At 59.3% G+C, this 20,995-nt stretch carries 16 protein-coding genes; 3 read left to right on the forward strand and 13 right to left on the reverse strand.

The annotated features are described in order from the left end of the window. Positions 1-2: 2 nt before the first annotated feature. From CAF79_RS02015 to CAF79_RS02050, 8 genes are all read right to left on the reverse strand, one after another. The gene (locus CAF79_RS02015) at positions 3-1,352 is read right to left on the reverse strand and encodes an HlyD family type I secretion periplasmic adaptor subunit (RefSeq protein ID WP_085696203.1); all 1,350 of its coding nucleotides are present in this window, start codon (positions 1,350-1,352) and stop codon (positions 3-5) included. Beyond that, complete coding sequence (locus tag CAF79_RS02020) at positions 1,349-3,136, reverse strand: type I secretion system permease/ATPase (protein WP_085696204.1); 1,788 nt, start codon at positions 3,134-3,136, stop codon at positions 1,349-1,351. The genes CAF79_RS02015 and CAF79_RS02020 overlap by 4 nt, the downstream gene beginning before the upstream one ends. 173 nt (positions 3,137-3,309) lie before the next feature. Further along, positions 3,310-3,732: an AprI/Inh family metalloprotease inhibitor gene (locus CAF79_RS02025; protein ID WP_170929683.1), complete on the reverse strand. Its 423-nt coding sequence runs from the start codon at positions 3,730-3,732 to the stop codon at positions 3,310-3,312. Positions 3,733-3,825: 93 nt separating this feature from the next. Further along, complete coding sequence (locus CAF79_RS02030; protein WP_085696205.1) at positions 3,826-5,292, reverse strand: serralysin family metalloprotease; 1,467 nt, start codon at positions 5,290-5,292, stop codon at positions 3,826-3,828. Between the two features lie 380 nt (positions 5,293-5,672). Beyond that, complete coding sequence (locus tag CAF79_RS02035) at positions 5,673-6,758, reverse strand: polyamine ABC transporter substrate-binding protein (RefSeq protein ID WP_085696206.1); 1,086 nt, start codon at positions 6,756-6,758, stop codon at positions 5,673-5,675. 56 nt (positions 6,759-6,814) lie between these two features. Continuing rightward, positions 6,815-7,159 carry a cupin domain-containing protein gene (locus tag CAF79_RS02040; RefSeq protein WP_011334089.1) on the reverse strand — a complete coding sequence of 115 codons (345 nt, stop codon included), beginning with the start codon at positions 7,157-7,159 and terminating at the stop codon, positions 6,815-6,817. A gap of 29 nt (positions 7,160-7,188) precedes the next feature. Continuing rightward, positions 7,189-8,595, reverse strand: a complete 1,407-nt coding sequence (locus CAF79_RS02045) for an FAD-binding oxidoreductase (protein WP_085696207.1) — start codon at positions 8,593-8,595, stop codon at positions 7,189-7,191. Between the two features lie 51 nt (positions 8,596-8,646). Continuing rightward, entirely contained in the window at positions 8,647-9,462 is an 816-nt protein-coding gene (locus CAF79_RS02050) for an AraC family transcriptional regulator (protein WP_085696208.1), read from the reverse strand. A gap of 263 nt (positions 9,463-9,725) precedes the next feature. Here CAF79_RS02050 and CAF79_RS02055 point away from each other — a divergent pair, with 263 nt between their 5' ends. Continuing rightward, the gene (locus CAF79_RS02055; RefSeq protein ID WP_011334086.1) at positions 9,726-9,998 is read left to right on the forward strand and encodes a DUF1652 domain-containing protein; all 273 of its coding nucleotides are present in this window, start codon (positions 9,726-9,728) and stop codon (positions 9,996-9,998) included. Positions 9,999-10,055: 57 nt separating this feature from the next. Here the strand turns inward: CAF79_RS02055 and CAF79_RS02060 are convergent, their stop codons facing one another. Beyond that, on the reverse strand, positions 10,056-12,530 hold the full coding sequence (locus CAF79_RS02060; RefSeq protein ID WP_085696209.1) for a UvrD-helicase domain-containing protein: 2,475 nt from the start codon (positions 12,528-12,530) through the stop codon (positions 10,056-10,058). Between the two features lie 278 nt (positions 12,531-12,808). On the opposite strand from CAF79_RS02060, the gene CAF79_RS02065 reads away from it, so the two are divergent. Next, entirely contained in the window at positions 12,809-13,504 is a 696-nt protein-coding gene (locus CAF79_RS02065; protein ID WP_085696210.1) for a pirin family protein, read from the forward strand. Positions 13,505-13,565: 61 nt separating this feature from the next. Here CAF79_RS02065 and pgm read toward each other — a convergent pair whose 3' ends face one another. The 4 genes from pgm to CAF79_RS02085 form a co-directional block, all read right to left on the reverse strand. Then, on the reverse strand, positions 13,566-15,212 hold the full coding sequence (gene pgm, locus CAF79_RS02070) for a phosphoglucomutase (alpha-D-glucose-1,6-bisphosphate-dependent) (RefSeq protein WP_085696211.1): 1,647 nt from the start codon (positions 15,210-15,212) through the stop codon (positions 13,566-13,568). A gap of 76 nt (positions 15,213-15,288) precedes the next feature. Further along, on the reverse strand, positions 15,289-16,719 hold the full coding sequence (locus tag CAF79_RS02075) for a PLP-dependent aminotransferase family protein (protein WP_085696212.1): 1,431 nt from the start codon (positions 16,717-16,719) through the stop codon (positions 15,289-15,291). Positions 16,720-16,768: 49 nt separating this feature from the next. Next, a complete protein-coding gene (locus tag CAF79_RS02080) occupies positions 16,769-18,223 on the reverse strand; it encodes a hypothetical protein (RefSeq protein ID WP_085696213.1) in 1,455 nt (484 codons plus the stop codon). A gap of 546 nt (positions 18,224-18,769) precedes the next feature. Beyond that, positions 18,770-19,792: a zinc-dependent alcohol dehydrogenase family protein gene (locus CAF79_RS02085; RefSeq protein ID WP_011334080.1), complete on the reverse strand. Its 1,023-nt coding sequence runs from the start codon at positions 19,790-19,792 to the stop codon at positions 18,770-18,772. A gap of 270 nt (positions 19,793-20,062) precedes the next feature. On the opposite strand from CAF79_RS02085, the gene CAF79_RS02090 reads away from it, so the two are divergent. Beyond that, the gene (locus CAF79_RS02090) at positions 20,063-20,977 is read left to right on the forward strand and encodes a LysR family transcriptional regulator (protein ID WP_074690647.1); all 915 of its coding nucleotides are present in this window, start codon (positions 20,063-20,065) and stop codon (positions 20,975-20,977) included. Positions 20,978-20,995: the final 18 nt, after the last annotated feature.

The following is a 20,995-nucleotide window of genomic DNA, read 5'->3' on the forward strand; positions in this document are numbered from 1 at the left end:
CCTTATTCTTCGGTCAACGCGGAACCGGCGCGGTCGAGCAGCGGCTTGAACAGGTAGTTGAGGAGTGAACGTTCGCCAGTGCGCACGAACATTTCCGCCGGCATGCCGGGTTTGATCACCAGACCGTTGAGTTTCTCCATGGCCTGATCGCTGACGCTGCTGCGCAACACGTAGTACGGCACACCGGTTTTCTCGTCGACCATCTGGTCGGCGGAAATCAGGCTGACTTCGCCGGGCACTCGTGGCGTCTTGCTCTGGTTGAACGCGGTGAACAGGATGTCGACCGGCAGGTGGGTGCCGACCTTGTCGATCAGGTTGATCGGCAGGTGCCCCTCGACTTCCAGGCGTGTACCTTGCGGGACGATTTCCAGCAGGGTCTCGCCCTGACGCACCACGGCGCCTTCGGTGTGCACGCCGAGGTTGACCGCCACGCCGTCGGCGGTGGCGAGGATTTCGCTGTGTTGCAGGTCGAAACCGGCGGAGGTCAGTTGCTCGGACAGCGTGACGCTTTTCAGTTGCGCGTCGGCCAGTTGGGTGCGGACTTCCTTCTGGTATTCCTCGCCGTGCTGTTGCAGTTTCAATCGTGATTCAAGGATGCCCTGCTCCACCCGGCCACTTTCGCCAGTGTTCTCGGCCAGTTGCTGCTGCACCTGCGACAGTTGGCGCTGGTATTCCATCAAGCGGTTACGCGGGATGTAGCCGTTGTCGGCCAGCGGTTGCAGGTTGCTCAACTGTTGTTGCAGCGAGTCGGCCTGGGCGTTGAGATCAGTACGGGCGCGGCGCATGCCCGCCAGTTGTGCAGTGGCGCCTTCAATACTGGCGCGTAGAGCGGCCTGCTCACGGGCGAACGCTTCGCGACGGCTGCTGAACAGTTGCCGTTGACCTTCGAGCACCAGTGCCAGGCGCGGATCGGCGTTGTCGCTCAGTTCTGCCGGAAAGGTCACTTGCTTGAGGTTGTCACGCTCGGCCTGCCAGCGCGCCAGGCTGGCCCAGGCCATGCGGTATTGCGCCTGCAACGACTGCACGTCGGCGGCGACCTGGGTCTGGTCGAGGCGAAACAGCGGCTGGCCCTGCTTCACGATCTCGCCTTCGCGTACCAGAATCCGGCTGACCACGCCGCTGCTCATCGACTGCACTGCTTTGCGCTTGCCCGACACCACCACGGTGCCTTGCACCGGAATGCCTTGATCCAGTGGCGCCAACGCCGCCCAGGTAAAGAAACTGCCGGCGCCGACCAGTGCCAGAATCCAGCCCATGCGGGCGAAGAACTTCGCATCGCGCTCCGGCCGCTGGGTGATGTACGCGTGCTCCATCGTCGCTTCGTTTTGCGTGTTCATGTTCGCGCTGCTCATACACCCGAATTCCTTGTCGTCGGCTGATACTGTCGGCTCATGCTGAGCCCGGCCGGTGCCTGTGCAGGTTTTTCGCTTTGTTGTGGCGAGTTGCCGGGCGGATTGCCGGACAACGCTTTGAGCACATCGTGGCTCGGGCCGAAGGCTTGCAGGCGACCGTCGTTGAGCACCAACAGCTTGTCGGCCTGGGCCAGTACCGAAGAACGGTGAGTCACCAGCACCACGGTGGTGCCTTGGGCCTTGAGTTGCACGATCGCGCTGGACAATGCGGCTTCGCCGACGGTGTCGAGGTTGGAGTTCGGCTCGTCCAGCACCACCAGGCTCGGGTTGCCGTATAGCGCACGGGCCAGTGCCACGCGCTGTTTCTGGCCGCCGGACAAACCGCTGCCGTCCTCGCCCAGTTGCGTGTCGTAGCCTTGCGGCATGCGCAGGATCAGTTCGTGTACGCCGGCCTGTTGCGCGGCCGCCACGACCTTTTGCGGATCAGCTTCACTGAAGCGGGCGATGTTCTCGGCGATGCTGCCGCTGAACAATTCGATGTCTTGCGGCAGATAGCCGATGTACGGGCCGAGCTGATCGCGGTTCCAGCGATGGATGTCGGCGCCGTCCAGGCGCACTGTGCCGCCAAGGGCCGGCCATACGCCGACCAGCACCCGTGCCAGGGTCGACTTGCCTGAGCCGGAGGCACCGAGCACGCCCAGCACTTCACCGGCCGCCAGGTTGAAATTGACCATGTGCAGGGTCGCGGCACGCTGTCCCGGAGGACCGGCGCTGACTTGTTCGAAGGTGATCTGGCCTTTCGGTGCCGGCAGCGCCATGGCGTCATCGCTCGGCGGGAAGGCTTGCAGCAGCGCATCGAGGCGGCGGTAAGCCAGCTTCGCCCCGCTCCACTGTTTCCATACGGCGATCAACTGGTCGATCGGGCTCAGTACCCGGCCCATCAGGATGGAGCCGGCGATCATCATGCCGGCGGTCATGTCGCCCTTGATCACCAGCAATGCGCCGAGGCCAAGCACCAGCGATTGCAGGCACAGGCGCAAGGTCTTGCTCAACGAGCTGATGACTGCGCCAGTGTCGCTGGCCTGGTTTTGCAGGCCAAGGAAGCGCGAATGCACCTGGAACCAACGCTTGCGCAAGGCGCCGAGCATGCCCATGGCTTGAATGGTTTCAGCGTTGTGCAGATGGCTGGTGGCCAACTGGCTGGATTTCTGCGAGTAACCGGCAGCTTCGCCCAGCGGCTTTTTGGTCATGTATTCGTTCAGGCACGCCAGCGCGATCAGCAGCAGCGCCCCCGCCGTGGCCAGCACGCCGAGCCAGACGTTGAACAGGTAAATCACGAACAGATAGACCGGAAACCACGGCGCATCGAAGAACGCGAACAGCGCGGGCCCGGTGACGAATTGGCGAATGTGGGTGAGGTCGCCCAGCGACTGCCCGGCGTTGCCCTCGCCCTTGAACAGGTTGCGCTCGAACGCCGCCTGATAGACCCGTAGATTGAAACGGCGCTCCAACTGGCTGCCGATGCGGATCACGATAAAGCTGCGCACCACTTCCAGCAGCCCGATGAAGGCAAAGAAACCCACGACCATCAGCGACAGCATCGCCAGAGTAGTCTCGTTTTGCGAAGACAACACCCGGTCATAGACCTGCAGCATATATATGGAGGGCATCAGCATCAGCACGTTAATCAGTGCGGTAAAGCATCCGACGCTGATCAGAATGCTTTTATAGTCACCCAATGCCTTGAATAAGGGAGCGGTGGCTGGGGCCTTCACCATCTTCATTGATCATTCCTGAAATGATTGAGCTCGCTCAATAATGGCGAGCGCTCAATTGTTATATCGCTTACCTGCGAGAAATGACTTGCAAGTACCCGCTTACACTTTCAAAACAACTTTTCGAATACTTATAACTTTCGGGTACTTCTTTATATTCGCTTCGTTCATTAACGGCAGCGTTATTGCTCGATACGCTTGAGCGTCACGATCAGACCTGACTTCAAAGTGCTGGAATAAAGTCCGTCATGTTGTCGGCCGAAGAACTTGATTCTTGAGCCTTCCTTGCCGGTGATGGACAGACCGTCCGGATCGGGAAACCAGCCGATGGCGTTTTCTTGCAGCCATGCGCTCAGGCAATCAGCCCCATGGCCCAGCGTCTGGTTCGGCTCAAGATCGATTACGCAGGTATTGGAGGGTTTGTCTTGCAGCGCCTGCGCTTCTGGAGCGTCATGGGCGGCGGTCAGCGTGGCTTGCCAGTGTCCGGCAAATACCGATGGATCTTCGAGTCTGAGGCTGCTTGCCATGGTTGTTTCTCCAGAAATCATCATCAGCATCGGCATGAAACAGGTGACTGCCATGCGGGAAAAGAGGTTTTGAATCATAGGAAATTTCACTCCGGCGTGTAGCCTTGCGCACGTAGCGAGACGAAGCAAGCGAAGAAAGCGGCGCATCAAGCGCCGCTTTCCCTTGTCACATTACGCCACGACGTCGCTGATAGCTGCCTGGCCAACGGTGCTGACCTGGAAATCAGCCACGCCGTGACCGGAGAAGTCCACCGACAACAGGCTGTTGCCACCCGAAGACGTCAGCACTGCATCACCCGCCGCACCGGTGAAGGCGCTGACGAAGTGCAGGCCGGCGCCTTTGGTGATACCGGTCAGGTCGATCTTGTCCAGGCCGCTGACGAAATCGAGGATCTGATCGATCGCACCCGGCTTGGAGTCAGAGCTGGCCGCGAACACAAAAGTGTCCGAACCCGCGCCGCCCCACAGCTTGTCGGCACCACCGGCTCCGTAGAGGATGTCGTTGCCGGCACCGCCCTTGAGCTCGTTGGCCACACTGTTGCCGATCAGCAGATCGTTGCCGGAGCCGCCGATCGCGTTCTCGATGGTGACGCCTTTGGCGATGGACACGTTGCCCACCAGGCCGCCAACGTCGGAGAACGAGGCTTCATTAAGGTTGATCTTCTGGTTCTGGGTGAAACCCGAGAAGTCGAAGGTGTCCTTGCCGCCCGCATCCCACACCGAGAACACCAGCTTGTCGGCCGACGACGAAGCGCTGAGGAAATCGCGACCGGCGTTGGAGTTGAAGCCGTAGGTGGTGTCACCGGTACGGGTGGTCATGTTGGCGCCGTAGAGTTTCTGGATCGCGGCAATGTCATCCATCAGCGGGCCGGAGGAATAGGCTTCCACGCCGCCCTTGCTGAAGTTCTGGCTGGTATTGCTTTCGCTCCAGTAACTCATGACGCTGTAGCCGCGGGTGTCTTGGCCGTAGGTCGCGTCGTTGTAGGTCGGGTTGCCGTTGCCGGCGTTGTAGTCGCCCGGGTGCGCCAGGCCAAGGGTATGGCCGATTTCGTGAGTCAGGGTCTGACGACCGTAGTTGTTCAGATCCGGGTTTTTGTTTTGCGTATAGCCACTGTTGATCAGGTACCACGACGTGCCGTCGTAACCGGCGCCGGTGCCTGGCAGATAAGCGAACGCTGCAGCGCCATCCTGGCCGCTGCTGTAGTTACCGAAGGTCATGTGGCCGTCGCCGCCCGAGGCTTTCTCGGTGAAGGTCACGTTGGCCACATCGGCCCAGGATTGCATGGCGAGCACGGCCTGGGCTTTTTGTTGAGCGCTGAACTGACTGAACCCGCTGATCCCGTGCTTGTTCATCGTGCTGGACGATGCCGAAGTCAGGAACGTGTAGGTGAGTTCGATTTTGCCGCTGCCGTCCTTGTCCTGGTAGGCAGCGCCGTCGCGCAGCAACTGGGTTGCGGCCTGGTCGACGGAAAAGGAGGGTTTGCCATTGACCGTGAGGTTGCCGCCACGATCGTACTGATGGCTGAAGCTATTGATCTGGTTATACGCCGTGCTGGTCGCTGCCAGAGGTTGCGGCGCCGCGCCCAGCTGGAAAGCCTGTTCGGCGGTATCAATAGCGTTAGCTTTTACTTTCGACATAAACACACTTCCTTGTATAGCAATGGAACAGTTTTTGTCCGATAGCGACAACCTCTGGCGAGATTGTCCTATCACTCGCCCAATGAAGGCGTAAGAAACCTGACACAATTTGAAATCTAACGTCTAGCGTTTTTTTGAGATCAAATTGAACTGTTCCGGGAAACTCCCGTAAACAAAGCGCGTGCACCAGAAAGAAGTTTGCAAGTGCAGTGAGCCTGCCTAATTGTCTGACGATTTATTATTTAAATATTAAATATCGGTAAGTTGTTTTTTGTTAGCAGCGTCTCACTTTGCTGCACTTTATCAGTGCAACGCCAGTGTATTGATATCAAGTTGTCCACCTATTCAGGCGAGGGCGGTACCGCCCTCGCCTGTTTTCTTCAGCTGCCGGTGCGAATCTTGTTCCACACCCGCGTGCGGATCCGGTCGATGTTCAGCGGCATCGCCTCCAGTGCGAACAGTTTGCCCATCATTTCCGGGCTCGGATAAATCTTGGTGTCATTTTTGATCGCCGGATCGATCAGGCTGTCAGCCTGTTCGTTGCCATTGGCGTAATGCACGTAGTTGCTGATGCCGGCCATCACGTCGGGCTGCAGCAGGTAGTTCATGAACGCGTAGCCGGCCTTCTCGTCCGGCGCATCGGCGGGCATGGCGACCATGTCGAACCAGATCGCGGCGCCTTCCTTGGGAATCTCGTAGCCGATTTCGATGCCGTTCTTCGCCTCTTTGGCACGATTTTCCGCTTGCAGGATGTCGCCGGAGAAACCGACGGCCACGCAAATGTCGCCATTGGCCAGGTCGCTGGTGTACTTCGAAGAATGGAAATAGCTGACGTACGGCCGCACTTTCATCAGCAGCGCTTCAGCTTTCTTGTAGTCCTCGGGGTTCTTGCTGTGATGCGGCAAACCCAAGTAGTTGAGCGCTGCCGGCAGCAGCTCCGGGCCGTTGTCGAGGATCGCGACACCACACTTCTGCAGCTTTTCCATGTATTCGGGTTTGAAGATCAAGTCCCAGGAGTCCACTGGCGCGTTATCACCCAGCACGGCCTTGACCTTGGCGATGTTGTAGCCGATGCCGGTGCTGCCCCACAGGTACGGAAAGCCGTGTTCGTTGCCCGGATCGTTGGTCTGCAACGCCTTGAGCAACACCGGGTTGAGGTTCTTCCAGTTCGGCAACTGGCTCTTGTCGAGCTTCTTCAGCGCCCCGCCCTCGATCTGCCGCGCCATGAAGTGGTTGGACGGAAACACCACGTCGTAACCGGATTTGCCGGTCATCAGCTTGCCATCGAGGGTTTCGTTGCTGTCGTAGACGTCATAGGTAACGCCAATGCCGCTGGTCTTTTCGAAGTTCTTGGCGGTGTCCGGCGCGATGTAGTCGGACCAGTTGTAAACCTTGACCGTATCCGCCGCCTGAGCGAGGGAGACGGCGAGCATCAAGGGTGCGAGTGCGAGGGTCTTTCGGATCATGGATCGATTCCTGTGTTGACTATTGTTGTTGGCAGGCAATCAAAAGGATCAAAGCGTCAGAAAATCAGGACATAGGTCTTGCGTACGGTTTCCTCGATGTCCCAGATCCCGAGCGTATTGGCCGGCAACATCAGCGCGTCGCCACCTTGTATGTGCAGGGTTTCGCCGCCGTCGTCCGGGGTGAACGTGCAGCGACCGGAAATGAAATGGCAGAACTCCTGAGCGGTGATCTGCCGCCGCCAGCGACCGGGCGTGCATTCCCAGACGCCGGTTTCGACGCCGTCATCGCGCTCGACGCTGGTGGTCGAGGCAATCGCCACCGGCGTGCCGAGCGGCACGGCCACCGGGTTGGACTCATCCAGTTGCAACGTGGCGGTGTTCTTGAATTGGGTGATGCTCATGGCGTTACCTGTCTCTTGATAAACAACGTTCAGTGCATGAAACCTTCCATGAACCCGGCCACCCGGCTGGCAAGCTTGCGCCGCCAGGGCGCGGTCGCCGGGTTGGCCAGGGTCTGATCTTCGTGGACAAAGCTTTTGATGATCGCGTTGTAGCCGAGCCAGCGGCACGGCTCCGGCTCCCAGGCTCGCAGTGCGTGGATCCCGCCGTCGGGCAGCACCCACGGTTGATGTGTCAGCTCGGTGTCGCGCTCGAGAATCAGATCCGCAAGCGTCCGCCCGCCCAGGTTGGAAGCGCCGACACCCTCCCCGCCATAGCCGCCGGACAGTGCGATGCCGTTGGCCCGATCACAGAGCATGTGCGGTTTGAAATGCCGGGACATACCGAGATTGCCGCCCCAGGCGTGGGTGATCTGCACGTTTTTCAGTTGAGGGAACAGCTCGCCGAACAGGTAGCGGCGCAGCTCGACTTCATCGCGGGTCAGGTCGAAGTTGTGGCGCAGCTTGCCGGCGAATTGATAGCCGCCACGGGCGCCGAAGATCAGCCGGTTATCAGCGCTGCGCTGGCCGTAAGTGACCTGACGGCTGAACTCGCTGAAAGCCTGGCCCCGACTGAGGCCGATCGCGTCCCAGGTCGCGGTGGACAACGGCTCGGTAGCGACGATCAGGCTCTGTACCGGTAATTGATAACGGCCCAGCGGTGGCAGCGTGACCGAATACCCTTCGATCGCCGGAACGATCCAGCGGCTGCGCACGCTGGCCTTGTCGGTGCGCAGGCTGCCGGCCTGCCAATGGGTCACCGGGCTGTTTTCGTAAATCTTCACCCCCATGCTTTCGACGGCTCGCGCCAGGCCCCGCACCAGTTTTGCCGGGTGAATGGTCGCCACATGTGGCGCGAAGATGCCGCCGTAAGGTTTGGCGAGGCGCAGCTGCTGCGCCAGCTGTTCGGGGCTGAGCCAGCGGTAATCGTCGTCGGTCAGTCCCTGGGCGTGGAGTTTTTTCAGGTAATCGCGAAGACTGACTTCCTGCTCGGGATAGCGCGCGGCGCAGTACAGCACCCCGCCTTTGCGGTAATCGCAGTCGATGCCTTCGCGTTCGAGGACAGTCGCCACCTCATCCGGAATGCCGTGCAGCAAGTCGTAAGAAGCGCGGCGTTGTTGCGGCGACAGCCCTGCCAGCAGGCGATCTTCCCCCAGCAGATTGCCCATCAACCAGCCGCCATTGCGGCCGGACGCACCGAAGCCTGCGGTTTGCGCCTCGATGATGGCGATGTTCAGGCTCGGCGCCTGTTGTTTCAGGTAGTACGCAGTCCACAACCCGGTGTAACCGGCGCCGATGATCGCCACGTCGACGTCCAGGTCCTGCGCAAGCGACGCACGCGCGGTCAGCGGCTCGTCGAGTTGGTCCATCCACAAACTGATAGTGCGCCACGCCGGCATGCAAGACTCCGCCAATCCAGGTTTCGATGGCGTCGATCCTAGAGGCAGAACTCAGGAATTGTCTTGCGCGCGTGTCCGCAAAGAAATTTGCTTCGCGTAGGCCTTGGGCGACTGGCCGGTGTGCTGGCGAAAGCAGCTATAGAACGCCGACAGCGAATTGAAACCGGCGGCGAAGGCCAGTTCGTCGATGCGCAGCGGCGCAGCAGCGTTGTCCAGCGACCGCAATAGATGTTGCAGCCGCGCCTGATTGACGTAGCGGTAGAAGCTTTGCCCCAGCACCTGATTCAGCAAATAGGAAATCTGGTTGCGGCTGTACCCGCACTCCTTCGCCACCCGTTGCAGGTCGAGTTCGGGGTCGAGATAAGGCTGCTGACTTTGAAAATACTGCTGCAAGTCATCGGCCATGAAGCTCAACTGGCGCGGCGACAAACCCAGCCGACTCACGGCCGGGCGCTGGCTGCTTGCCGTCGGGCTGTCGGCCTGTTCGCGCACCAGCGAGGCATATTCGTTGACCCGCCAGATCTGCCCGTCCTTGACCGTGATCGCTTCGCTGGACCGAAACGACACCAGCCCGTTACCGCCGCGCAACGTCACTTCGTATTGAATGAACGCGGTATTGCCGTCGATGCGGATGCGGTCGCAATGCTCCAGCGCTTCATCGGATTCACGCGGCATGCTGACCCGGACGTACTCGCGCAACTCGTCGAGGCCAAGCACGCGGTTCTGGAAGAAATCGTTGTACTGGATGTCCGGGTGATACAGCGCCATCACCCCATCCAGGTCCCGGTGTTTCCAGCACAGGTGATAGCGCATGACCGTTTCGGCCGTGGCCCGGGTCTGTTCCGGGCCGTCATCATCGGCGTGCATAAGGGACTCTTGGAAAAAGAACCGAGCTTGCCCAACTTCTGGCGCTGCATCAATAACCCGACCGTGATGGCATTTTGGCGACGATTGGAGTGAACCGTGACTTACATCAAAAAAGTCCGCGCAATCGCTAAATGAACTGAAAATTCTCACAGGAAATTCACATTCAGATGCTACTTTTAAGGCAATCACCGGTTGGGCCAATGAAGGCTCTTCCCACCTACCATGAGCAAACGGAAGCGCTCGATGAAGAAGGCGGGCAACACATGAATAAAGGGTCAAGCAAGGTCACGTTCCCCAATGCGTGCCAGCTGATGCGCTGGCATTTTCATCCAATGGGTTTCGAGGCGACCATGGATGCGCCCGGCAGCCTGGTCGCCCGCCTGTTCGATCGGGCCAGCGGCGAAACCCTGATCGCGATCGCCGGCATTCCCTGTGCCACGGTGATGAATGCGGCGGATGTGGAGCGAATAATCGAAGCTGTGGAGGATGAGCTGGAGGCTTTCATTCCTCCGGAATCTCTCAAGAGTTACGCATAACTTGCTGATTTAAAATAAAAAAGCCCGCTTATGCGGGCTTTTTTATGGGCGCCAAATTCAGGCGGTTTTCTTCTCTGGCCGATGATCGATGAAAAACGGTTTGCCCTTCGGTACCCGGTCCGAAGCCCGAGGCATATTCACCGCCTGACTGTCCTGAGGCTCGACATACCAGTAGCAATGGCTGACTGCGCGGGTGATGCCGACATAGGCCAGGCGCAGGATTTCGTCTTTTTGCGCGCTGTCGTACGGCTCGCTGTCACCAGCCTTGCCGAGTCCGGCCATGCGATAGACCTGATTCTTGTAGGGGGAACTGGTCAGATGCTGGCAATCACCCAACAGGAAGACCGCGTCGGCCTGTAGGCCTTTGGCGCTGTGATAGGTCAATTGTTTCAGGCGTCGCGCTTCGTAAGGCAAGCTCGAATCCACATTAACTACAGATTGAATATGGTGCTCTATCAATGACTTATCGCTACTTTTTCGATAGAGCATCAGGATTGAATCGCCGTTTCGATAGTGTTCTGCCAGACGCTGGCCGAGTGCCTGATCGTCACGCTCCAGCACGTTGACGGGCTGCAACGGCCTCTCCTCGCCGCTGGCTTTTGCCTTCTTGCCCGGGATCGCGGGCGCGGCACGAACGATGTGTTCTGCCGCGTCGATGATGTGCTGATGACTGCGATAGTTGTCGCTGAGCATTACACGGGTCGTGCTCGGCGACGGGAACTCCTTGTTGAACTCCATGAAGTAACTCGGCGAACTGCCGCGCCAGCCGTAGATCGATTGCCAGTCGTCGCCCACGCAAAGCAGAGACGATCGCTGCGCGCCTCGCCCGACGTGCATGGCCGGGCCGCGGCTGCGGATTTCCAAGAGGCTGGCACGAATCCACGAAACGATCTGCGGCGAAACGTCCTGGAACTCATCAATCATCAGGTGCGACATCGGGCGCAGCAGCTCATCGCTGAGCAGTTTGAGGTTTTCCGGTGAGTGCTCGCTGAACAGCGCGAACATCCGGTTGTAGGTCATGATCGGCGGCTTCTGATCCAGAAGGTGATCTTCCAGCGCGCGCCAGAACAGACTCAGGGCCTCGAAGAAAAACCTGTCCGGATCGTCCTTGGCGAAACTCATGCGGCCGACGGCGTCCGGTACGTCGAGCCCCAGGTTCTCGATGAAACCTGCGGCGGCGACAAAACAGTCGAGCAACGGCGCGGACGCCAGCTCGCCCTTGACCTTGTAGTCGAAGCCCGGACCGGCGCTGACATCACCTGCAAGCGTGGCCAACAAGCGCTTTGAGGATTCATAACTATCCATCCAAATCAATGGCTTGCGACAGAAAGCTTGAAACAGGGTGCGCTTGACTGCCCACTCTGCACGAACCGTCAGCTTGGCGTTGGGACGGCAGACCTGCGGGTTTTCCCGAGGATCGAAACCCAGTACAACCCAAGCATCCAGACTCGGAATATAGCCGTGGCAATGGAACGACGCGCCGTTGATGTCGAATGTCTGGCGGCTCGGCTCGATACCCTTGATCGGCCAGGCGCCGGCGCGAAGCCACATGTCCTCGATCATGTCGCACAACTCTTCATCCCGTCGGGCCGCGAGTTCCGTTACAGCGACGCGCTTCTGCACGTCCGGGTGATCGCGCTCCAGTTCCTTGAGTTGCAAGGCGTGGCGGGACAACGGTTGGATCAATTGCGCGAAGCGCGGGTCTTCGTTGTAGAGACGGTGGTAGCAAGCGTTCAGCTGCTGGCGTTGCGCGTCGTTGATGCGCAGATCGAATGGATTGCTGTCGACGTCTTCGTCACCCGGCTGCGCGCGGTGGCTGAGGTTTTCGAATGCCTGCAAGCGCTCGAATCCCGGCAGGCTGCGGACCATCGGCAGGATTCGCGAGTGAAACGTGCGCACCAGGTCTTTCGCAGCTTTTTGACTGAGTGAGCGGCTCCATAACGCGAACAGTTCGATCAGCTTGTTGATGAAGTCCTTGCGCGACTCGCGAGTGAAAGTCACCACGGTCATTGAATCGAGCTCAAAGCCGAGGTAATGGGTCAGCAGCAGGATCCGCAGGACCAGCGTAGTCGACTTGCCGGCTCCAGCGCCGGCAATCACCGAAGTTGACGGGGTATCGCTGAAAATCATCTTCCATTGCGCAACGCTTGGCTGGGCGTGGGCTGGCAGCAGGCGCGCGACGTCGGCTTTCATGCGCTTTTTCAGTTCTGCGCTGAGCGGCAGGCGCCAGTCGTCGAACAGGTGATTGTCGATACCCGGCGGGCGATGCTCGGGGTTGCGGCTGTCGCGGATCAACAAAACCTGCCGGCCCTCTTCCAGCCCGTCAGCCTTGCCTTCCTTGTACCCGTATTCCACGCCGGCAGTATGCCCGCTGCGAAAGCCGTCGGCCTGGCCGTGCAACCACGAAGCCCGGTGCTGGGCGCGCAGCTGCGTCAGGCCGTGCCCAAGGAAACGCGCAGCCAGGCGCTTGAACCAAGGCATCTCGGCCAGGGGACGAAGTTCGGGAGGAAGATCGGGGGTGTGTTGCGCCACGCTGACGGACTCCGGATGTGAGGCTGTTGGGAGCTATGGTGTCTGCATTTGCTTTTTTGTTCTAGCGAAATGCTTACAGGTCATTGGTTTAGGCGATGAATTGAAAGTCGGATGAGACGGTTTCGAGCCTTATTAATATCTATCGATTCGATTGGAATGCCGCACTTTTTACGCTTTTTATCGATGTTTGGCTGATAGATGATGCCTGTCATCAATCACCGGTCTCGCTTCGTGGCTCAGGCATCGCGCCCCATGACGAACCTTTTGAGGAGACGATCATGCTTGAACTCAGACCTTTCAGCTCGCTGGGCGGCGCCCATCACGGCTGGTTGGATGCCCATCACCATTTTTCGTTCGCCGAGTACTACGATCCGCAACGCATGAACTGGGGCAACCTGCGCGTGTGGAACGACGACATCATTGCCGCCGGCACGGGCTTCCCGACTCACCCGCACCGCGACATGGAAATAATCACCTACGTGCGTGAAGGTGCGATCAGCCATCAGGACAACCTGGGCAACAAGGGCCGCACCGAGGCTGGCGACGTACAAGTGATGAGCGCCGGCACCGGGATCGCCCACAGCGAATACAACCTGGAAGCCACGGACACCAAGATCTTCCAGATCTGGATTCTGCCAACTGAAACGGGCGCACCGCCGTCCTGGGGCGCCAAACCGTTCCCGAAAGGCGATCGCGAAGGTTTCGTGACCCTCGCCAGCGGCAAGGACGGTGACGATCAAAGCCTGCGCATCCGCGCCGACGCGCGTTTGGTGGCGGCCACTGTCAAGGCCGGAGAAACGGCTGAATACCGCCTCGATGCCGGACGTCGGGCGTATCTGGTTCCGGCGACAGGTGTCATTGAAGTCAACGGCTTGCGTGCACAAGCTAGAGACGGTGTGGCGGTGGCTGATGAACAGGTGCTGACCGTCACGGCGCTGGAAGACAGCGAGATCGTGTTGGTGGACCTGGCCTGACCGGCGAATCGCGGGCACAAAAAAGGGCGACCTCAGGGTCGCCCTTTTCCGTTGTCTGGCGTTATTTAGCGCTGATCGCACCGTCTACCAGGGTTTGCGCTTCAGCCACCAGTTGCTTGAGGTGGGCGTCGCCGATGAAACTTTCGGCGTAGATTTTGTAGATGTCTTCGGTGCCCGAAGGACGCGCAGCGAACCAGCCGTTTTCGGTCATCACTTTCAGGCCGCCAATGGCCTGATCGTTGCCTGGAGCCTTGCTGAGAATGCTCTGGATCTTCTCGCCCGCCAGTTCGGTCGAGGTGACCTGCTCTGGCGACAGCTTGCTCAGCAGCGCTTTCTGTTCCGGATTGGCCTTGGCGTCGACACGCACCGAGAACGGTTCGCCCAGCTCATCAGTCAGTGCACGGTAGGCCTGACTTGGGTCGCGACCGGTACGGGCTGTCATTTCAGCGGCCAACAGGGCTGGAATCAGACCGTCCTTGTCGGTGCTCCAGACACCGCCATCCTTGCGCAGGAACGAGGCGCCGGCGCTTTCTTCGCCGCCAAAACCCAGCGAGCCGTCGAACAGGCCATCGGCGAACCATTTGAAACCTACCGGCACTTCGTACAGACGACGGCCCAGACGCTTGGCCACGCGATCGATCAGACCGCTGCTGACCACGGTTTTGCCCACGGCTGCGTCGGCACGCCATTGCGGACGGTTCTGGAACAGGTAGTCGATCGACACCGCCAGGTAGTTGTTCGGTGCCAGCAGACCGCCGGATGGCGTGACGATGCCGTGACGGTCGTGATCCGGGTCGCAGGCGAAAGCCACGTCAAAACGCTCCTTCAGACCGATCAGGCCTTGCATGGCATGGCTGGACGATGGGTCCATGCGGATCTGCCCGTCCCAGTCGACGGTCATAAAGCGGAACGTCGAATCGACTTCCTTGTTCACCACGTCCAGGTCCAGGCGATAGTGCTCGGCAATCGCCGACCAGTAACGCACCCCAGCTCCGCCCAGAGGATCGACGCCCAGACGCAGCTTGGCACCGCGAATGGCATCGAAATCGATGACGTTGATCAGGTCGGCCACGTAGGTGTTGACGTAGTCGTGACGATGGGTGGTTTGGGCCTTGAGCGCTTGCTCGTAGCTGATGCGTTTGACGCCGGCCAGTTTGTTGGCCAGCAGTTCGTTGGCCTTGGCTTCGATCCACTTGGTGATGTGGGTGTCGGCCGGGCCGCCGTTGGTTGGGTTGTACTTGTAGCCACCGCTTTGTGGCGGGTTGTGCGACGGGGTGATGACGATACCGTCGGCCAGGCCGGTGGTGCGACCACGGTTGTAGCAAAGAATGGCGTGGGAGACTGCCGGGGTCGGCGTGTAGTCATCACCTTCGGCAATCATCACGGTCACGCCATTGGCCGCCAGCACTTCCAGCGCGCTGGCCCCGGCTGGAGTCGACAGCGCATGCGTGTCGATACCGACAAACAGCGGCCCGGTGATGCCCTGGGCTTCGCGATACAGGCAGATCGCCTGGCTGATGGCCAAAACGTGCCACTCGTTGAAACTCAAATCAAAGGAACTACCCCGGTGCCCGGAGGTGCCAAACGCCACGCGCTGGGTGGAAACCGAGGCGTCGGGTTGACCGGTGTAATACGCCGTAACCAGTCGCGGGATGTCGACCAACAGTTCTGCCGGTGCCGGTTTGCCCGCAAAAGGACTGAGTGTCATGCAAAACCTCTGAAATAGAGTGGTTCAGGAAATTACACCGGAGTTTACTGGCAGTTTGGCCGAAGCGCGATGGGGTCTATTGCACACAGGCCGGGTGTTTACGCGCATCTGTCCGCGGAGCCAGTCGCAACGCATCCCCGAGCAGTCCGACAAGTCTTAACAACTCGTGCTCGGCGCTGCCTGTCACGCTCAAACGCATGTGTTGCGTGTGCAGGCCCTGTAGGCTGAACAACTCCCCCGGTGCAATCAGCACGTGCTGTTTGAGTAACCGATGAAACACTGCATCCATCGCGATCGGGCGTGCAGAGCGCAGCCAGATCGTTGCGCCGCCAGCGGGTTCCACAACCTGCAGAACGTCGCCCAGACGTTCACGTATCAAATCGATCCATTGCGTACGACGGTCTCTGAGCAAGCACTTGAGCATCGGCAAATGCTGGTCCACTCGCCCACTCGCGTAGAGTCGGGCGATGGCCTTCTGGCGGATCGGTGACAGGCGGAACGAACGCAGCAGGAAGTGACGCTGAAGGTCCGTACGCCATTGTCGCGCCAGTACAAAACCATAGGGCGCTTCGACCCCGATGACGTTTTCGAACATGGAAAACACCAACAGGCGGTCGGGATCCACCAGCTCGCGCAGCGGCGTTTCTTCGGCGTCGTCCAGCAACTCGCCGTGACAATCATTTTCCAGCAGCCAGGTGCCATGCTTCACAAGCAACCGCGCAATCGCCTGACGGCTGGACTGAGGAATGCGGCTGCCATGGGGCATATTCAATCTGGAGGACAGCAGAATCAGTCGCACCCGCTCGTTTGCGAGCAGCCTCTGCAGTTTCTGCGGGTCGAATGCGCCATCTGGCTGTAGCGGCAGCTCGATCACCCGAACCTCGGCGGACTGGAACAGACGCAGAATCATCCAGTCACACGGCGACTCGATCACCACGGTTGCGTGGCGCAGCTCAAGGGCGGCGATCAGGATTTCCAGCACCCCTCGCAGATCGGCACCGATGTAGACGTCTTCGGCGTGCCAGCAATGGGCGGCCGATGTGGTGTAGCGGGCAGCCAGCAACGTGCGCAGTTCCAGTTCGCCGCAAGGCTGGGCCAGCGTCTGCAAGTGCCGGGGATACTGGCGCAACAACTCGCGTTCAAGCATCAGCAACGGACGATCCAGGGGTTGGATCGACGCGGGCTCATCAGCACTCAATACTTGCATGCCGAAGCGTCTGGCATTCACGTAAACCGTTTCCAGCAAATCACTGCCGCACCCGGGTGGCATGACTGTCGATGTCGGCCGCGCGAAATATCCGGATTTGGCCACGGAATAGACCCGGCCTTCTTTTTCCAGCAACGCGTAGGCGTATTGAATGGTCGAAATCGACACATTCAGCCGTTCCGCCAGTTGCCGTAGCGACGGCAGTCGAATGGCTTCCTGATTGCCCGGCTCGCTGATCAGCTGTGTCAGGTAACGATAGACCGCCTGATAGGCAAAGTCGGATTCTCTTGGCTCACTCATGAGCGTACGTCCGCAGACTTGTCCCCGTGGCCGGACAACAAAACCCCACTCAACCTTCCGCCGAACGGTCGTCCAGAGTGACATCGTGCTCGAGTAACTCCTGCGCTTTGGGAACATGTCCGTCCATCTGGATCGCTTCCATTGCGTACAACCGGCAGATCAGTCGCAGTGGCAGGCCGCTGACATCGGTCATCCATTGCAAGACCTGCTCCGGAGCGTGCAGGCCTTGCATGGCACGGTGCAGATCCGGCATGGCAACCAGCATGCCCGGATGACAGGTGCGCAGGAATCGCTCCAGGCCGGCGCCAGCGTTGATGAAAGGTGCGAACAGCAGGCAAACCAGTTGCTGTTCATTGAGGCCGAAATTCTTTTGCAGGGAAGCCGCCGCCAGCGATTGGTGCTCCGCGAGATCGGACAGATTGCCGAACGCCGATTTAAAGCGTTCGCAAACCTGCTCAGGTGTGTTCCTGCGGCGCATCGTTGCCAGACATTGTTGCTGATACTCCGAGACCCCGGCCCCGTAGGTGCGTCCTTCGGTGTAACTGGCCTGCAAACCTTGCAGGTAGGCGCCGACCAGGGGATCGGCACACTCGCCGGTTCGCGCCTCAAGCATCAGATCGTCGGCCTGAAAGCCGAGGAAATCGCTGAGCAAGGGCCAGCGTTCCTCCATTTTGCCGACCACCATGTCGTCGATGCCGATATAGCTGGTACGACGGCAGGCTTCGAACTCACCGAGCGGTCGCCACAGTACCCGATCCTCCTGGGCATAGAGCTCGCGATAACAATCGCTGCCGAGGCTGTCGAGCAAACTGAACAGTTCATCGAACCCGCCGCCCTTGCGCGACAACGCGCCCATGCCGACCTTGCGCACGGCCCGGTCGAGGCCATCGAGAAACTGCTCTTGACGACGCGCGTTGTCGCTGTTGATCAAGGCGTCGACACCGTTGCTCCAGCGGGCGACCTGACCGTAGAACTCGGCGGTGGTCAGGTACAGGTCATCCCAAAGCGTCAACGGCTCATCCCGGTCGCGGCGATGTCCTACCATCAGCAGGTTGAGCCTGCCGGCTTCGCGCCCCTCGTCGCAGACAGGCGCCAGATGGTTGAATGGCAGGATCTCGCGATGATCCACCATCAAAAGTTCTACGCGTGGATCGTCATACAGGAACAGCGCACTGAAGCTGCGGTGCATGTTGTGCAATGCCGAAGCCGGTACGCCATTGCAACGCAAGGTGGCAACACGCAACTGAAACGTGGCAGGCGCGCGCCCGGCGATGCTCAACTGGGCTGCACGCAAAAGGGCCAGGCTGTAGCAGCAGTCGCGTGTGCCGGACTGGATGGCCAATATCTTGAATTCACCGATGCGATCCATGCCCCCGGCAGCAACTGCCAGGCGCTGGATCAACAGCTGCAATGCCGTGCGCTCGGCACGGGAAAAGAAACTCAGCAGTCGCTGCAATACTTGCTGGTAGACATAATTCATTGCCTGATCATGGATCGCGCTCATCAGTACTTCACCCGGTATCAAAGGTTTTATATCGCACGGCCACGAATGGCGGACGCACAATCATTCTTCATTAATTAATAGTCGCTGAAATGCTAACACTTAAGCTTTTGTAGTTATTTGAAACAGTTGAGCCAGCGACATTTAGGAATCACGGCCGACACCGCCGAAAGCCCCGCCACTACTGGGCGCCTTCCGGGATAAAGTTTTCCTAGGAAACTTCTTACAACTCCCTGCACATAATTAGCACAAGAAAAAAAGAAGGGATTACATTGCACCCCTACAAACTTTAAACAGAAGTTTGAGGCGCAATGATAAACAGCCGATTGATGCTGTACGACACAAACAGAATGCACAGACATAGCTCATTCCTTGAGATGAAAGTAGTCATTCAATTATCAGCGTCTGGAGGGCAATTAGAAGATACAGATCGAGAGTAAAAACCAGTTCAGTTGCTGAACATCCCCAGGCTTCTGGCCCAGGGTTTCTCGATGTCTGAAGGATAAAACGCACAAGAGTCCGTGGGGCCACGGACTCTGACAGGGAAGATCAGGCAGGTTCGATTTGCAGGGCAACCCGCTCGCGGCATGGGCACTCGTCCATGTAGCGATGTGCTTCGACAAACTCGTTGAACGGGAACACACGAGTCTTGAGCGGCAGCAGCACACGATCGGCAGTGAGCTGGTTGATATCACGCAAGGCGCGCTGCAAGGCGACATGGTCCTGAATGATGCCGAGCTCCGGCTTGCCGGTGAAGTTGCCGATGCAATGCACGAAGAACTGAATGTTCTTCTGAAACGCGGCACAGGCCGGAAACGGCGTCTGGTTGCCGCCCTGCAGGCCGTAAAGCACCAGGCTGCCACGGGGAGCCAGCACATCGCCAAGCAGCGACATCTGCGGTCCGCCGAGACCATCGAACACAACGTCGACGCCACGGTTGTCGGTGATCTTGTTGATTCGCATCAACAGGTCTTCTTCTTCGGTGACGATTACTTTCTCGGCACCGAGAGACAGCAGGTACTCACGCTCTTCCGCCGTTTTGGTGGCAGCAATCACCCGCACACCCAGCGCCTTGCCCAACTGTACGAAGGACGGCCCGGCGCAGTGGCTGGCGTCAGTCACCAGGGCGAACTGCCCGGGTTTGACCCGTGCCAGATCAACGTAACCGAAATAGGCGATCAACAGCGGCGTGTAATGCACGCTGGCCTCAATCGGGCTGAGCACGTCCGGATAACGGGTCAGCGCGGTGCGCGGCAGAACGATCAGTTCGCCGTAGACCGGGTAATCATTGGGGCTTTCGGCCGGGAAACTGGCCACCTTGTCGCCCACGGCCAGATCTTCGACGCCATCGCCGATGGCTGTGACTACGCCGGCCATTTCATGACCGAGGCCCGAAGGCAGACGCGCCTGGGACGACGCCAGATTCTGGCGCCACAGCGTGTCATACCAGCTGATGCCGATCGCCTCGACACGCACCTGCACTTCGCCAGGACCTGGCTGAGCAGCCGCATGCTCTTCGCATTTGAGCACCTCGGCTGGACCAAACTTGTGAAAACGGATCGTGCGGGACATCGCAAACCTCGTCAAAGTAACCTCTAATGCCCTGAACTCTATCTGGGCTTTCCAGCCAAGACTATCAGTGGCTATTAATAGTCGACATGCCTGTCATTGATTCCGCAGCATGGTCAGCATTGAGAAAATCCATGAAAAAACTGCTGCCGGCTTCTCAGTAAAGCTGAATTACCCGGTGCAGACTACCAGCCTTTCCCCGTAAGATTCATGCCGGCCATTGTTCTCATATGGTCGCTCTCGTCAAGCTTGATGACTCTGCCAGGACTCCAGATGAATCGTAATGACCTGCGTCGTGTCGACCTCAACCTGTTGATCGTGTTCGAAACGCTGATGCATGAGCGCAGCGTGACCCGTGCGGCGGAAAAGCTGTTTCTCGGCCAGCCGGCGATCAGCGCGGCACTTTCTCGCCTGCGCGGCCTGTTCGACGACCCTTTGTTCGTGCGCACCGGACGCAGCATGGAGCCTTCCGCCCGCGCGGTAGAAATCTTCGCCCTGCTCTCTCCGGCCCTCGACTCCATTTCAACCGCAGTCAGCCGAGCGGCAGAGTTCGACCCGGCCACCAGCACCTCTGTATTTCGCATCGGCCTGTCTGATGACGTCGAGTTCGCGCTGCTGCCGATGCTGCTCAAGCGCCTGCGCGCCGAGGCGCCCGGCATCGTGCTGGTGGTACGCCGCGTCAACTACATCCTGATGCCAGGCCTGCTTGCCTCCGGTGAAATCTCCATCGGCGTCAGCTACACCACCGACCTGCCGGCCAACGCCAAACGCAAGGTCTTGCGCCGCAGCGCACCCAAACTACTGCGCGCCGATACTGTGCCGGGACCACTGAGCCTGGACGATTACTGCGCCCGTCCGCATGCGCTGGTGTCGTTTGCCGGCGACCTCAGTGGTTTCGTCGATGAAGAGCTAGAAAAACTCGAGCGTAAACGGCATGTGGTACTGGCGGTGCCGCAGTTCAATGGACTCGGTACGCTGCTGGCGGGCACCGACATCGTAGCGACCGTTCCCGATTACACGGCGGAAGCACTGACAGCGGCTGGCGGTCTGCGCGCGGAAGATCCACCGTTGCCTACTCGTACGTTTGAACTGCACATGGCTTGGCGTGGGTCGCAGGATAACGATCCGGGGGAAAGGTGGTTGCGGTCGCGGATTCAGATGTTCTTCGGCGACCCTGACAGTCTCTAGATTTCGCCGGGCGTTTGT

The organism is Pseudomonas sp. B26(2017) (genome assembly GCF_002113045.1).
In the GTDB taxonomy this organism is placed as follows: domain Bacteria; phylum Pseudomonadota; class Gammaproteobacteria; order Pseudomonadales; family Pseudomonadaceae; genus Aquipseudomonas.